Genomic DNA, 15,116 nt, shown 5'->3' on the forward strand with positions numbered 1-15,116 from the left:
CAATTAGCGTTAGGATCATGATAGGCCAAAAGCTAAAGACACCGGCAACTCAAAAACTAAGACATAAAAAAGGGCACTGAGTGCCCTTTTTAAATCCAATACTTGATAGAAAACGTCCGACTACTTGAAGCCTTTGACTTTCTTAATCAGATCGTAAGCGTTTTGAATCTCTTGAGATTTCTCTTTCGCGACGTTCATCATCTCTGGTGGTAAACCTTTAGCCATCAATTTGTCCGGGTGATGCTCGTTCATCAGTTTACGATAAGCACGCTTAACGGTTTTACTGTCGGCATCTGAAGACACATCCAGAATTTTGTACGCGTCAGCCAGTTGATCTGCTTGTGAAGCTTGTTGCCAGCTACCACCTGAAGATTGGCCTTGATGCTGACCATGAAAACCGCCCTGGCTTTGGAAACGAAATGCGGCTTCTTGCATTTGCAAACGACGCTCTAATTGCTCAGAAGAGAAACCCAAACCACGTGCAATTTTGTGTAGTACATTTCGTTCACTCGGGTGGATCGAGCCATCTGCAAAGGCCGCCGAGATTTGCAGCTCTAAGAAAAATTGCAACAAGTCAAAGCGACCAGCTGTCGAAATTTTCACACGAACAAGAACATCTTCTAACGGAAAGTCGCTGTCTTTACCTTCACGAAACGCGTCTTGCGCTGCGCGACGCTGTTCGCCATGCAAATTCATGCGGTCCATCATGGCTGAAGCCAGTTGGATTTCCTCTTTGGTGACTTGGCCTTTCGCTTTTGCCACATGTCCCATTACCGCAAACGCCGCTTTAAAAAACTCTTCTTGGCGCTGAGCTTGACTTGGCCCTTTTCCAAAGCCGCCAGTAGAGAACCCGGCTTGACTCAAGCGACGTGCTTTATCGAATTGATGGCCAATAAATAAGCCAAAGAGTAAACCTAGCGGCCCGCCAAGTAACAAGCCAAAAAAGGCACCCAGAATTTTGCCAAAAATATGCATTATGTGTTCTCTATCAATGAATTTTTATCGACGACGGCGGTCTTATAGTGCCGGATGCAACGATTTCCTTTATGATAATGGAATTAGTTTTATTTCGGCTAGGCCATTTCGCCTGCTTATCTTTGCAGCTATTTTGTCGTCATTATGCCACAGTGAATCAATACGCTGGGATAAATGCGACTATAGTTGATTCATTTGGCTATTACGCTAGGGTACAACAAGCCCTATAGCCATCGAGTAGTAGTGACACAGGAAAGTTCAATTCAATGCAACATTTCTCCCGCACATTTTTAGCGGCCTCTATCAGCACCGCCTTGTTTGTACCCACCACTCAAGCTGAAGCGAATATCCATGATAGTGTGCAGGAAATGCCCGCCACAGATCAATGTTTGGTCGATACAAGTGGCGAGGAGGACGCTCTTAATACCCCAGTAGTGGTAGAAGCTGACACCCTGCAAGCCATCAATGGTGACAAAGCTCAGTACTCAGGTAATGTACAAGTCACCCAAGGCCAGAAGAAAATTACCGCAGATAGCGTAACGCTGCACCAACAAGACAACGTCGTGGTTGCCGAAGGCAACGTGACTTTCAATGACGGCCAAGTCAAAGCTCGATCTGATCGTGTTACTAACGACATTAATCAAGATACGTTTTCACTTGAGAACACCGATTATCAGTTCCTTTGCCAACAAGGCCGAGGCACTGCAGCCTATATCGCTCGCACAGGTCAGTCGGTTTATGAACTCGAAGACGGCTCTATCACATCGTGCCCTCAAGGCGATAATTCATGGCGATTGGTTGCGTCAGGCATCGATGTTGACCAAGATGAAGAGACAGCGACGCTGCACCACCCTCGATTTGAAGTGTTAGATGTGCCTGTTTTCTATGTGCCGTATCTAACCATGCCAATTGGAGATACGCGTAAAACGGGTTTCCTCTTCCCTTCTTTATCGTATGGTTCTAGTGATGGTATGGAAGTCGAGGTGCCATTCTATTGGAACATCGCGCCTCAATATGACATGACACTCACCACGCTCTATATGCAGCAACGTGGTACAAAACTCGATACTGATTTCCGCTATCTAACAGATGGTTGGGGAAATGGGGAAATCAAAGGCGAATACCTCAATAGTGATCGCAAATATCAGGACGAGTCTCGTTGGGGCTACCAAGTTAAACACGACGGTATCATCAATAAACAGTGGATAGTCAAAGTCGATTACTCAAAAGTGAGTGATATTGATTACTTCCTCGATCTCGACTCCGACATTGGTAACCGTGAAGATGGTCAACTGGTCCAAGAAGGACAAGTACAATATCGTTCTGACTTCTGGGATGCCTCGTTAACCGTTCGTGACTTCCAAATCTTATTGAAAGAAGAGAACCGCCCTTATCGCCTGCTTCCTCAGTTAGACTTGAACTACTACACGCCGTTGTGGGGAGATTACCTTAACTTTGACGTGAAGAGCCAAGTCAGCCGCTTCGATACCAGCGATGCTGCGCGACCAAATGCGACCCGTGTTCACATTGAACCAGGGCTTACATTACCACTCTCAAACTCATGGGCAACGTGGACAACAGAAGCGCGTGTGCTCTCTACGTATTACTCTCAAGACTTAACGGGTTTGACAGATGTAAACTTGCAAAACCAGTTGGATGATGAAGTTTCTCGTGTTATTCCTGAGTTCCGTACGCATGCGCAACTTTACTTAGAGCGAGATACAAGCTGGATCAAGGGCTACACACAAACACTGGAGCCTCAGCTGCAGTACTTGTACGTACCTGAAGAAGATCAAACCAACATCTACAACTACGATACCACCTTGCTACAAACCGACTACTACGGGCTATTCCGCAGTCGTAAGTACAGTGGCATTGATAAAATCGCCTCGGCGAACCAGTTAAGCTACGGTGCGAGTACTCGCTTCTTTGATGATGACTATAAAGAGCGTCTTAACGTTTCATTTGGTCAGATTTACTACTTCGATAAAAAGACCAAACTGAGCAACAGCCCAAATCTTCCGGATGAGACAACCAATTACTCATCATGGGCAATTGAAGCTGATTTCAACTACAACGATTACTTGTTCTATCACGGTGGAATTCAATACGATATTGATTTGAGCTCCATGCAGTTGGCAAACAGTACCTTGGAATACCAATTCAACGGCGGCTTTATTCAGGGTAACTATCGCTACGTTACGCGTGAATACATCGAAGATACGATCATTCTCGAAAACCTAGACACAATTACTCGTAAAGGTATTTCTCAAGCAGGTATTGTAGCGGCCTACGAGTTCAACCCGAACTGGTCTGCGAGTGGTCAATACTACTACGACCTCAATGAAAATGCGGACCTAGAATGGTTAGCGAGCCTACGTTACCAATCTGACTGTTGGTACATTGGCGTCACTTACTCAAACCAATTGCTTGGTTGGGAAGACCAAGCTATCGGCAGCACCGGGGCATCACCTGAATACGAAAATAACTTCAGCGTTAACTTCGGTATTCAAGGCTTTGCGACCAACCAGCGTGAAGACACTGCTGTCAAAGAACTGGATGGTTCTGACAACGCGATTAAGTACGGCCGCCCATTCTATCTGAACAATTAATCAAAATAGGCGTCTTAAATGAATAAGACGCCTATTCAAAAATACTGACGGAATTTTAAATGAAAATTTGGAAATCAATCTTATTCACGACCCTACTCTCTTGCGGAGCGGTTGCAGCACCAGTAGAGATCGATAAGGTTGCGGTCATCGTGAACGACGGTGTAGTTCTACAAAGCGACATCGAAACAGCGATGAAAACGCTGCAAGCCAACGCACGTCAAAGTGGAAAGAGCTTACCTTCCACCAGCGTGTTAAAAGAACAAGTCGTTGAAAAACTTATCATTGATACGTTGCAAGGCCAAGAAGCAGACCGTATTGGTGTGCGTATTGACGACAACCGTTTAAACCAAGCGATTGCAGAGATCGCACGTAATAATGAGCAATCGGTAGAACAACTCGCCGCTTCTGTAGAAAGTGAAGGTTTAAGTTACCCAGAATTCCGCGAACAAATTCGTAAGGAAATCGCCGCATCAGAAGCTCGCAATGCACTGGTTCGTCGCCGTATTAATATCCTTCCAGCAGAGGTCGATAGCCTTGCTGAGCAACTATCACAAGAAACCAATGCGACTGTTCAATACAAAATTGGACACATTCAACTGCGCTTCTCTGACGATAAAGAAAAGTCAGCTGTAGAAGCAGAAGCTAAAGCGCTCGCGAAAAAGCTAAACGAAGGTGCAGACTTTACGGAGATGGCCTACACCTACTCAAAAGGTCCTAAAGCTTTACAAGGTGGTGACTGGGGCTGGATGCGTAAAGAAGAGATGCCAACCATCTTTGCTGATCAGATCAAGATGCAAAACAAAGGCAGCATTATTGGTCCATTCCGTAGTGGCGTTGGTTTCCACATCCTAAAAATAGAGGATGTAAAAGGCCTAGAAACGGTTGCGGTAACGGAAGTAAATGCGCGTCATATTTTGATTAAACCAACCGTGATTCTGAGCGACGAAGGGGCGAAGAAGCAACTGAATGAATTTGTACGCCGCATCAAAGCCGGTGAAGCAACGTTCGCTCAATTGGCAACACAATACAGTCAAGATCCTGGCTCGGCAGCACAAGACGGTGAACTAGGTTATCAAACACCAGATCTTTACGTGCCAGAATTCAAGCACCAAGTAGAAACTCTGCCAGTTGGCTCAATCAGCGAACCGTTCAAAACCGTTCACGGCTGGCATATCGTTGAAGTGTTGGATCGTCGCCAAGTTGACCGCACTGACTCAGCGATGAAGAACAAAGCTTACCGTATTCTATTTAATCGTAAATTTAATGAAGAAGCGGGCGCATGGATGCAAGAGCTACGCGCAAGTGCGTTTGTTGAAATCGTGGATGACAACAATGACAACTAATACAATTCGTAGAATTGTCGTAACCGCAGGGGAACCTGCGGGTATCGGCCCAGACTTAGTGCTTGCCCTATCGAAAGAAGATTGGGCGCACCAAATTGTCGTCTGTGCCGATAAGAATATGCTGACGGAGCGAGCCAAGCAGCTTGGCATCGAAGTCCAACTGTCTGATTACAATCCAGAAGAAGCACCTAAAGCACAAAAAGCGGGCACGCTTATCGTTGACCATATCCAAATATCGGAACCTGCGGTCGCAGGCGAGCTCAATGAAGCGAATGGCCACTATGTACTAAAAACGCTAGAAAGAGCGGCTTTAGGCTGTATGAATGATGAATTTGATGCTATTGTCACCGGCCCTGTTCATAAGGGGGTGATTAATCGCGCAGGTGTTGCATTCAGTGGTCATACTGAATTTTTCGCCGAGAAGTCACAAACGCCGCTAGTCGTAATGATGCTAGCAACGGAAGGACTACGCGTGGCGCTGGTTACAACACATATTCCTTTAGCTTATGTGTCCAAAGCCGTCACCGAAGAGCGATTAGAAAAAATCATCGATATTCTTCATAAAGACCTTGTAGAAAAGTTTGCTATCGCACAACCAAACATCTACGTTTGCGGGCTTAACCCTCATGCTGGCGAAGATGGCTGCTTAGGTCGTGAAGAGATCGAAACCATCACTCCGACACTGGAAAAAATTCGACAAGAAAAAGGTATCAACCTGATCGGCCCTCTGCCGGCTGATACCATTTTCAATGAAAAATATTTAAATGATGCTGATGCTGTTTTAGGCATGTACCATGATCAAGTGTTGCCAGTATTAAAATACAAAGGCTTTGGTCGTTCAGTAAACATTACTCTTGGTCTACCTTTTATTAGAACATCGGTGGACCACGGTACTGCATTAGATCTGGCAGGGACAGGTCAAGCGGATACAGGGAGTTTCCGAACAGCGCTCACGCATGCGATAGATTTGGTAGAGAAGAAACAATGAGAAATGATGTCCATTTAGGACACAAAGCGCGTAAACGTTTTGGTCAAAACTTCCTGAACGATCCATACATTATTGATGGAATCGTATCAGCGATTAACCCAAAACCAGGTCAAAACCTGGTTGAAATCGGTCCTGGTCTTGGTGCAATCACTGAGCCAGTAGGTCGTGAAGTAGATAAGTTCACAGTTATCGAATTAGACCGCGATCTGGCGGAACGCCTACGTACTCACCCTGAACTGGCAGATAAGTTGACCATCCATGAGGGTGACGCTATGCGTTTTGACTTTACTCAACTAGTGAAGCCAAACAACAAGCTGCGCATTTTTGGTAACTTGCCGTACAACATCTCTACACCATTGATGTTCCACCTTTTCGAGTTCCATAAAGACATTCAAGACATGCACTTTATGTTGCAAAAAGAAGTGGTAAACCGCTTAGCCGCCGGCCCTGGCAGCAAAGCTTACGGCCGTTTAACGGTAATGGCTCAGTACTACTGTAAAGTGGTACCGGTACTGGAAGTACCGCCAACGGCATTCGTTCCACCACCGAAAGTGGATTCTGCCGTTGTTCGTTTAGTGCCTTACGAAGAGCTGCCATGCCCGGCGAAAGATCTGCGTTTGCTCGATCGCGTTTGTCGTGAAGGCTTTAACCAACGTCGTAAAACAGTTCGTAACTGCTACAAATCGTTGTTAAGCACAGAAGTACTAGAAGAGCTAGGTGTTAATCCAAGCATGCGTCCAGAGAACCTGACGCTAGAACAATTCGTCGCAATGGCGAACTGGCTTGCGGATAACCCGCAGCACTAAGAACTCAAACAATGAGCCAAACCCTTGTAGGTTTGGCTTATTATTATTGGGATATTACGTTTCTGAGGAGTGCACATGGACGTCATTCAACCTTGCATCAAAATTCAAGTTCACACCAAATACATCGAAGAACAGTCCAACCCAGAGCTACAACGCTACGTTTTCGCTTATATCATCACCATCAAAAACCTTAGCCAGCAAACCGTACAGTTAGTGAGCCGCCGCTGGCTAATCACAGACTCGAATGGCAAGCAAATGACGGTTGAAGGTGACGGAGTGGTAGGCCAGCAGCCCTTTATTCCAAGCAATGATGAATACACGTACAGTAGCGGAACCGCGTTAGAAACCCCTGTCGGCGTTATGCAAGGACACTACAAAATGCTGGATGAGAAAGGGCAAGAGTTCATCACCGAAATCGAACCATTTCGCTTGGCTGTTCCAAATGTTTTAAATTAGTAAATTGGAGATTCAGTGGCTACCTATATTGTTGGTGACATCCAAGGCTGTTTTGATGAATTGCAGCGACTACTAGAAAAAGTATCTTTCTCTGCGAAAAAAGACCAACTTTGGCTTGCTGGTGATTTGGTCGCCAGAGGGCCTAAATCACTAGAAACGTTACGCTTTGTGAAGTCACTTGGCGCAAGCGCAATCGTGGTGCTTGGTAATCACGACCTTCACCTTCTAGCAGTGGCTCACGGGATAAAAAAGGTCAAAGACAAAGATAGAACCGCACCTATTTTCACGGCCCCTGACAAAGAGGAACTACTGACATGGCTAGCTCAGCAACCTCTAATGGCCGAGCATGACGAGTTCGTGATGTGTCACGCTGGCATATCACCGCAGTGGAATCTAAAAACAGCGAGAAAGTGTGCCCGTGAAGTTGAGCGCATCATCCAAAGTGAAGAGCTGCCTTGGCTATTAAAAAACATGTACAGCAATCAACCGGATTCCTGGGATGACTCTCTACAGGGTTTGGACCGATACCGCTATATTATCAATGCTTTTACGCGGATGCGCTTTTGTTTCCCTGATGGTCGTTTGGATATGGATTGTAAATTACCACCGCAACAAGTTTCTGGTAACGAACTTATTCCATGGTTTGATGTGCCTAAACGTATCCACTTAAACAAAGCGGTGCTCTTTGGGCACTGGGCTGCACTGCAAGGTTATATGAACAACGAAGTCATCGGGCTAGATACTGGCTGTGTTTGGGGCGGAAGCCTAACCATGATCCGTTGGGAAGATAAGAAAATTTTTACTCAGGATGCGTTAAGTTAAACACTGAATAACAGTCGATAATCCATAGTAGGAGGAATACCTGTCACTTAACACCTCCTGTAGGGTCATTCCAACGAGCCTTAACGAGACTAGAAATCTAATATCCTCGCGCTGCGAATAGATAGAAATACCTTTGACAACAAAGTACTCGTATAGAGGCTCCTGAATCTCGCTCTTTCGTCGCTTTTAAGGATGACGGTAGGTTGGGATGGCCGCTCGCTGTTATACGAGCGGCATTACCGTATTAACTATGCGGTGTTAATCTCGAATTACTTTTCTAACACAGTAAAGCGCATGTTGTAGGCGTTCTTCTCATCGGCTTGATACATTTCTGAGTAAGTTTCCTTAAACTCGTCTCCCCAATCTGGGAACTGAGTATCACCATCAATCGCGGCTTCAATGTGTGTTACATACAGTTTATTGGCCATAGGCAGACAAGTGGTGTAAATCGCACCACCACCAATGATCATCACTTCTTCCACATCACCTGCGACTTCCAGAGCCTGCTCAATCGATGTTACGGTAGTGACACCTTCGATCTTTAGTGTCTCATCACGGCTAATAACAATATTCAAGCGACCTGGTAAAGGGCGACCAATAGACTCATAGGTTTTGCGTCCCATCACAACCGGTTTTCCCATGGTACAACGCTTAAACCAAGCGAAATCGGCGGGAAGATGCCAAGGCATTTGATTGTCTTTGCCAATGATGCGATTGTCGGCCATCGCGGCAATCATACTAATGATCATGTTAGGTCCTTATACAATTGGTCTGCGGCGATAGAATAACAGCCCTGGAACCGCAAGACCAACAGCTAAACCTGCAATAATAAACATGGCCTTAAGAAAGTTTTCCATACAGGTTGCGACAAGCTCGGGTGAGTAGCCAACATGATTGATTTCTACCATAGCGATCATTGCTTTGTACGCAAACACACCCGGCACCATCGGGATCAAAGCAGCCACAGTAAACACTTTTGGATGCGCGAGAAAACGGTGAGACCAGTACACACCAATCATCCCAACTAACGTCGCAGCAAAAAAGGTTGCCCACTCAATAGGAATGCCAAACTGCATCATCAAGTAGCGGCTACCATGACCAATCGCGCCACCAACAGCGCAATACACTAAAGCTCTTTGTGGCACGTTAAAAACCAATGCAAATCCTACGGCGGGAATCGCCGCAAAAAACATGTCATTCAACAGGCCAAACATCAAATCAAATAAACTCATTAGATTGCCCACCCCCAAATTCCAGTTACACTCATCGCAGCAACGATCCCCAAACATGTCGCCAACGTTAGTAAACTAGCCATCACAAATCGAGCAATCCCCATATTAATGTGGCCTTTCAACATATCTGCGACAGAGTTAATGAGTGGGAAACCAGGTACAAGCATTAATACTGACGATGCCATTGCTACGGTAGGTAGATTACCGATTTGGTAAATTTCCGCCTGTGCTGAAATTAAGGTAGTCACAAAAGCGGTCGCAGCAAAGTTCAATAGAGGGTTGAAATGACGATGACCAATTTCTTGGCGAACGATCATGCCACCAGCTGAAGCTAAAAAGGTCATGATGAAGACTCCCCAATCACCACCAGCTAGATGACTGAATGCCGCACAAGACAAGCCAATCATAAACACCACCAACCAGCGGTTATAACGCTCTGGACTGATAGCGTTCAGCTTTTTCTGCGCCATGGTTGCATCGAGCAAACCACGCTCCATCATGATACAGATTCGTTGAATTTGCGTAATAACGCGCATATTGATGCCACGATCAGCGCAGCTTCGGGTGGTGGTGATGCAATGCCCATCCATTACCGTCGTCACAACCAATGCATTAGCTGATAGTGCTACCGCAACTTCATTCACCCCACAAGCTAGGCCAATACGACGCATAATATCGCTCACAAGAGTACTTTCAGCACCATGAGCAAGTAGCATTTGTCCGGCTTGGGCGACAAGACGAGAAATCGATCGTTGAGTAGATACCGCCAACTCTCTAGGCGGTATGGTTTCTAGAGTCATAAATAAGTCTAATTCCTTTTAGGGTGTTACTCATTCATACGCGCGAGGGCCAAACTAACCCTCAAAAAACACGACGTATCGGTTATTGTGCCGTAAATCACATCACCTAAATATGATTTAGATACAAAAAAAGCCGCAATAAATAATTGCGGCTTAATGAATTATAGGCAAACAGGCATTGTTTGACCGTTCTGATTAGTCACGAACGTAGACAACGTGACCGTCATCTTCTTCATCGTCCCAGTCATCCCAATCGTCGTCGTCATCTTCAGTGATAACGTCTTTACCCGCCATCGCATCTTTATGGTAATCATCCCACATGAAGTTAACTTTATCTTCTTCAGCCACTTCTTCCTCTTCGCGAGGTAGGTTATCCATAAAGTCAGCCAGTTTGTAACAAAGCTCTTTAGTACCGTTACGATTGATCGCCGAGATCTTAAAGTACTCGTCTTCCCAACCTAGTGCGTCTAAGATTTCTTGGATCTTCTCATTCGCTTCTTCTTCAGGCATTAGATCAACTTTGTTGAACACTAACCAGCGCGGCTTACTTGCCAGTTTTTCGCTGTATTGTTCTAGTTCATCAATGATCGTCAATGCATTTTGCACCGGATCGGACTGATCAATTGGCATAATATCGATCATGTGCAGCAACACTCGACAACGCTCTAAGTGCTTCAAGAATCGAATACCAAGGCCAGCGCCATCTGCTGCACCCTCGATCAAACCAGGGATGTCTGCAACAACAAAACTTTTCTCTGGTACGACACTTACGACACCCAAGCTTGGGATCAAAGTCGTGAATGGGTAATCAGCGACTTTCGGTTTTGCTGCTGATACTGCGCGGATAAAGGTTGATTTACCAGCATTAGGTAGACCAAGCATACCCACATCAGCAAGAAGCAATAGCTCAAGGCGAATTTCGCGTACTTCACCTTTTGTACCCAATGTTCTCTGACGAGGCGCGCGGTTTACTGAAGATTTGAAACGCGTGTTACCTAGACCGTGCCAACCGCCTTTTGCGATCATCACTTTCTTACCGTGTTCAGCAACTTCCGCCACGATTTCATTTGTGTGGATATCCACAGCGCGCGTACCCACAGGTACACGAAGAACGATGTCTTTACCACGCTTACCTGTACAGTTACCACCGCGACCGTTTTCACCACGCTCAGCTTCGTAGAAGCGCTGGAAACGGTAATCAATCAGAGTATTTAGGTTTTCATCAGCTTGGATATAAACATCACCACCGTCACCGCCATCACCGCCATCAGGGCCACCTTTAGTGATGAATTTTTCACGCCAGAAACTGACAACGCCACTACCGCCATCACCAGCCTGAACTTTTACTACCGCTTCATCTACGAACTTCATCTTTTACTCCGACTACTTCGTGCGTGGATTAAATCTTACTATGTCATCCGACAATTTTAGCAGATGACAGATCTAAGCTCCCAGATTCAAATCGCTTAGGATCTTAGCGAGAAACTTCGATATGTCGACTGCCACAAATAAAAAACCCCGCCGATTCGGCAGGGCTTTTGAATTCAGCTTAAAGCTATTAAGTAATTTGGTTAAAAACCTAATTACTCAGCTTCGATGCTTACAAACTTACGGTTCTTAGGACCTTTCACTTCGAACTTCACTTTACCTTCAGTAAGAGCGAATAGAGTGTGGTCTTTACCGATACCTACGTTGTTACCAGCGTGGAACTTAGTACCACGTTGACGAACGATGATGTTACCTGCAAGTACAGATTCACCACCGAAACGCTTAACACCTAGACGTTTGCTTTCTGAATCGCGGCCGTTACGAGTAGAACCACCAGCTTTTTTGTGTGCCATTGTTAAACTCTCCTAATAGATTAAGCGTTGATACCAGTGATCTTCACTTCAGTGAACCACTGACGGTGACCCTGTTGCTTACGAGAGTGCTTACGACGACGGAACTTAACGATTTTAACTTTATCGCCACGACCGTGTTGTACAACTTCAGCAACAATTTTGCCGCCCTCTACAAGAGGAGCACCAACTTTGATGTCTTCGCCGTTAGCAACAAGAAGAACTTTATCAAATTCTACAGTTGCACCAGTTTCAACGTCTAATTTCTCTAAACGAAGAGTTTGACCTTCGCTTACACGGTGTTGTTTACCACCAGATTGGAAAACAGCGTACATATTTTACTCCGCTTTTTCCGCACAGCCTTTCTTGAGGGTGTGCGCTAAACTAATCATCAATAGGGCGCAGATTCTACAGAATAGATGCTCCTATGACAAGCCATATTTTGAAAAAATTGGCGAAAAGCTAATCGCCAAAGAAAAGTGCGGCAATCATGCCCTTTAGTAATGTATTAATCAACGTTTTTTAGTGTATTATTCGACAATTATATAAATCGAATAAGCCTTGCAGGGTCTAACTTCAGCCGGATATACGATGGATTTTAAAACTATCCAAGCGCTTACTGCCGATGACATGGCAAAAGTGAATGAAACAATTCAAGCCCAACTTAATTCTGATGTCTCTTTAATCAACCAGCTCGGTTTTTATATCGTGAGTGGTGGAGGCAAACGTCTAAGACCGCTTTTAGCGATACTGTCAGCCCGTGCACTTGGTTACCAAGGCAATGGTCATACAATGGCAGCTGCGTTTATTGAGTTCATCCATACAGCGACTTTGCTGCATGATGACGTGGTAGATGAATCAGACATGCGCCGTGGTAAAGCCACTGCGAATGCAGCATTTGGCAATGCGGCTAGCGTATTAGTTGGGGACTTTATCTATACACGCTCATTTCAGATGATGACAGAACTAGGATCCATGAAGATCCTTAAACTAATGAGCAATGCCGTAAACGTGATCGCCGAAGGTGAAGTACAGCAGTTGATGAACTGTAACGACCCTGACACGACAGAAGAAAGCTACATGCAAGTCATCTACTCTAAGACTGCGCGCTTATTTGAATCCGCAACTCAAATCGGTGCAATCTTAAATGATGCTCCTGAGCATGTTGAAATCGCAATGCAAAATTACGGTAAGTATCTAGGCACTGCGTTTCAGCTCATTGATGACGTCATGGATTACACTTCTGATGGCGAAGACATGGGTAAAAATGTGGGTGATGACTTGGCCGAAGGCAAGCCAACTTTACCTCTACTCCATGCTATGCGTAATACCACACCAGAAAACGCCATCATGATTCGTGAAGCGATTGAGAAAGCGAATGGAATGGAGCGCTTAGAAGAAATTCTTGCGGTCATGAAAGAAGCAGGCTCTCTGGAATACACAACGCAAAAAGCTCTAGAAGAAGCAGACAAAGCAATCGCAGAACTATCAGTGTTGCCAGAGTCTGAATACAAACAAGCGCTTGTTACTCTGGCTCATGTCGCAGTACAACGCACGAAGTAATCAATAGCTACCCGTAACGCAAGGCTTATAGCGAAAAGGAAGAGCACGCTCTTCCTTTTTTACGTTTGATACCTAATGACGACGCCCGGGGCGCTAGTAATATCTGTCACTACCGCCATGCAGTTGTGGATCATCTTCTATTTCATCAAAGCTAACGGCGAGTTGCTGTTCAGTCCCTTGTTTGGACAACAATACCGTCTCTGCTTCATGGTCGACCACTAATATCGTACCGACGCCTTGTTGGCACTCAACAACCATGCCTTTACGGATTCGACTCGCTTCCATCATCTTCTCCTTCACTACGTGGTTTTGTTCGACCATTTTTACGAAGTTGAGAAATCAAGGATCAAAAAAGCCGATCAAAATGATCGGCTTTCTTCTTATATAGGCTTTCTAGGTTACTTTGCGAATTCAACACCAATGTTGATGTCGCCATTTAGTGTTTCTAGCATACCGTCTAATGCAGACTTTTCGTAATCGCTGAGTTTGCCGTAGCTTAGTACTTCTTCAACGCCTTCTTTACCCAGTTTTACAGGTTGCGCGAAGTAAGTCGCGTGTTCGCCGTCGCCTTCAACGTAAGCGCACTCAACTACGCCTTCTTCACCTTGAAGAGCACGAACCAGAGACAGACCAAAGCGACATGCAGCTTGGCCCATTGATAGTGTTGCACTACCACCACCCGCTTTCGCTTCTACAACTTCAGTACCTGCATTTTGAATACGTTTCGTTAATGCTTCTACTTCTTCAGCTGTAAACTCAACACCTTCTACTTGAGACAGTAGAGGTAAGATCGTTACGCCAGAGTGACCACCAATTACTGGCACGCGAACGTCACCTGGATCTTTGTCTTTTAGCTCAGCAACAAACGTTTCTGAACGGATAACATCCAACGTTGTTACACCAAATAGACGACGCTTATCATAAACACCCGCTTTTTTAAGAACTTCAGCAGCAATTGGCACTGTTGTATTTACAGGGTTTGTGATGATACCAACACAAGCTTTCGGACAAACAACCGCAATCTTCTCCGCTAGCGATTTAACGATACCAGCGTTTACATTAAATAGATCCGCACGATCCATACCTGGCTTACGCGCAACACCAGCAGAAATTAGCACAACATCCGCGCCTTCTAGTGCTGGAGTAGGATCTTCACCAGCGTAACCTTTGATAGAAACTGGCGTAGGGATGTGGCTAAGATCAGCGGCCACACCTGGAGTTACTGGAGCAATATCATATAGGGCTAGATCAGAACCAGCAGGAAGACGGTTCTTAAGTAGAAGGGCCAGGGCTTGACCGATGCCACCAGCGGCACCAATAACGGCTACTTTCATGTAGTTCTCCTTGAGAGTATTTCTCTTATAAACGTATTCGTAGGGTAGTTTGTAACCAACTTAAATAAAGCTATCGGAATCACAACTTGATTACAATCAATTAACGCTAGCTTTGCGACCTCGCGCAACTCGCTGTTACCGTGCTACAAATGGGGCTTGGATTATTCTTTTATTCTGTTGAAATGACAAGGAATTCAAGAAAACAGATACAGCCCTACTTCAGCGCGCTAAAGAATTCTATGTGGTATATAGTTTACAGTGACGCATCTAACATAATCCTGGGACTCTTTGGCACCGCCTGAATATATATGCGAGAATATGCAAAATTGCTGACCCGTAATAAGAGA

16 protein-coding genes are annotated in these 15,116 nt (G+C 45.3%); 7 read left to right on the top strand and 9 right to left on the bottom strand.

Going from position 1 to position 15,116, the window contains the following annotated elements; translation table 11 throughout:
* Nucleotides 1-120: 120 nt before the first annotated feature.
* The gene (gene djlA, locus R7P64_RS13390) at nt 121-975 is read right to left on the bottom strand and encodes a co-chaperone DjlA (protein ID WP_005383076.1); all 855 of its coding nucleotides are present in this window, start codon (nt 973-975) and stop codon (nt 121-123) included.
* Nucleotides 976-1,241: 266 nt separating this feature from the next.
* Between djlA and lptD the strand changes: the two genes are divergently transcribed.
* The 6 genes from lptD (at nt 1,242) to apaH (ending at nt 8,002) form a co-directional block, all read left to right on the top strand.
* On the top strand, nt 1,242-3,587 hold the full coding sequence (gene lptD / locus R7P64_RS13395; RefSeq protein ID WP_005379673.1) for an LPS assembly protein LptD: 2,346 nt from the start codon (nt 1,242-1,244) through the stop codon (nt 3,585-3,587).
* 59 nt (nt 3,588-3,646) lie between these two features.
* Nucleotides 3,647-4,930: a peptidylprolyl isomerase SurA gene (gene surA, locus R7P64_RS13400; protein WP_005379672.1), complete on the top strand. Its 1,284-nt coding sequence runs from the start codon at nt 3,647-3,649 to the stop codon at nt 4,928-4,930.
* Nucleotides 4,920-5,918 carry a 4-hydroxythreonine-4-phosphate dehydrogenase PdxA gene (gene pdxA, locus R7P64_RS13405; RefSeq protein ID WP_005383085.1) on the top strand — a complete coding sequence of 333 codons (999 nt, stop codon included), beginning with the start codon at nt 4,920-4,922 and terminating at the stop codon, nt 5,916-5,918. Before surA ends, pdxA begins: the two co-directional genes overlap by 11 nt.
* Nucleotides 5,915-6,724 carry a 16S rRNA (adenine(1518)-N(6)/adenine(1519)-N(6))-dimethyltransferase RsmA gene (gene rsmA / locus R7P64_RS13410; protein WP_005379669.1) on the top strand — a complete coding sequence of 270 codons (810 nt, stop codon included), beginning with the start codon at nt 5,915-5,917 and terminating at the stop codon, nt 6,722-6,724. The genes pdxA and rsmA overlap by 4 nt, the downstream gene beginning before the upstream one ends.
* Before the next feature lie 75 nt (nt 6,725-6,799).
* Entirely contained in the window at nt 6,800-7,180 is a 381-nt protein-coding gene (gene apaG / locus R7P64_RS13415) for a Co2+/Mg2+ efflux protein ApaG (RefSeq protein WP_005379668.1), read from the top strand.
* Nucleotides 7,181-7,195: 15 nt separating this feature from the next.
* Nucleotides 7,196-8,002, top strand: coding sequence for a bis(5'-nucleosyl)-tetraphosphatase (symmetrical) ApaH (apaH, locus tag R7P64_RS13420; protein ID WP_042522430.1), 807 nt, complete (start codon nt 7,196-7,198; stop codon nt 8,000-8,002).
* Nucleotides 8,003-8,271: 269 nt separating this feature from the next.
* Here apaH and folA read toward each other — a convergent pair whose 3' ends face one another.
* The 6 genes from folA to rplU all read right to left on the bottom strand — a co-directional run bounded on the left by folA (nt 8,272) and on the right by rplU (nt 12,207).
* Nucleotides 8,272-8,751: a type 3 dihydrofolate reductase gene (gene folA, locus R7P64_RS13425; protein WP_005379666.1), complete on the bottom strand. Its 480-nt coding sequence runs from the start codon at nt 8,749-8,751 to the stop codon at nt 8,272-8,274.
* Nucleotides 8,752-8,760: 9 nt separating this feature from the next.
* On the bottom strand, nt 8,761-9,234 hold the full coding sequence (locus R7P64_RS13430) for a threonine/serine exporter family protein (RefSeq protein ID WP_005379665.1): 474 nt from the start codon (nt 9,232-9,234) through the stop codon (nt 8,761-8,763).
* The gene (locus R7P64_RS13435; protein WP_005383089.1) at nt 9,234-10,034 is read right to left on the bottom strand and encodes a threonine/serine exporter family protein; all 801 of its coding nucleotides are present in this window, start codon (nt 10,032-10,034) and stop codon (nt 9,234-9,236) included. The genes R7P64_RS13430 and R7P64_RS13435 overlap by 1 nt, the downstream gene beginning before the upstream one ends.
* Before the next feature lie 195 nt (nt 10,035-10,229).
* Entirely contained in the window at nt 10,230-11,405 is a 1,176-nt protein-coding gene (cgtA, locus tag R7P64_RS13440; RefSeq protein ID WP_005383091.1) for an Obg family GTPase CgtA, read from the bottom strand.
* A gap of 212 nt (nt 11,406-11,617) precedes the next feature.
* Entirely contained in the window at nt 11,618-11,875 is a 258-nt protein-coding gene (gene rpmA, locus R7P64_RS13445; RefSeq protein ID WP_005383095.1) for a 50S ribosomal protein L27, read from the bottom strand.
* A 20-nt stretch (nt 11,876-11,895) separates the two neighbouring features.
* Nucleotides 11,896-12,207, bottom strand: a complete 312-nt coding sequence (gene rplU, locus R7P64_RS13450; protein ID WP_005383096.1) for a 50S ribosomal protein L21 — start codon at nt 12,205-12,207, stop codon at nt 11,896-11,898.
* Between the two features lie 256 nt (nt 12,208-12,463).
* Here rplU and ispB point away from each other — a divergent pair, with 256 nt between their 5' ends.
* Nucleotides 12,464-13,435, top strand: coding sequence for an octaprenyl diphosphate synthase (gene ispB, locus R7P64_RS13455; protein ID WP_064353590.1), 972 nt, complete (start codon nt 12,464-12,466; stop codon nt 13,433-13,435).
* Nucleotides 13,436-13,528: 93 nt separating this feature from the next.
* Here the strand turns inward: ispB and R7P64_RS13460 are convergent, their stop codons facing one another.
* Nucleotides 13,529-13,720, bottom strand: a complete 192-nt coding sequence (locus tag R7P64_RS13460) for a hypothetical protein (protein ID WP_005379661.1) — start codon at nt 13,718-13,720, stop codon at nt 13,529-13,531.
* A gap of 113 nt (nt 13,721-13,833) precedes the next feature.
* A complete protein-coding gene (gene mdh / locus R7P64_RS13465) occupies nt 13,834-14,769 on the bottom strand; it encodes a malate dehydrogenase (RefSeq protein WP_005379660.1) in 936 nt (311 codons plus the stop codon).
* Nucleotides 14,770-15,116: the final 347 nt, after the last annotated feature.

This window comes from Vibrio sp. 2304, from assembly GCF_033339475.1.
GTDB lineage: Bacteria > Pseudomonadota > Gammaproteobacteria > Enterobacterales > Vibrionaceae > Vibrio > Vibrio alginolyticus.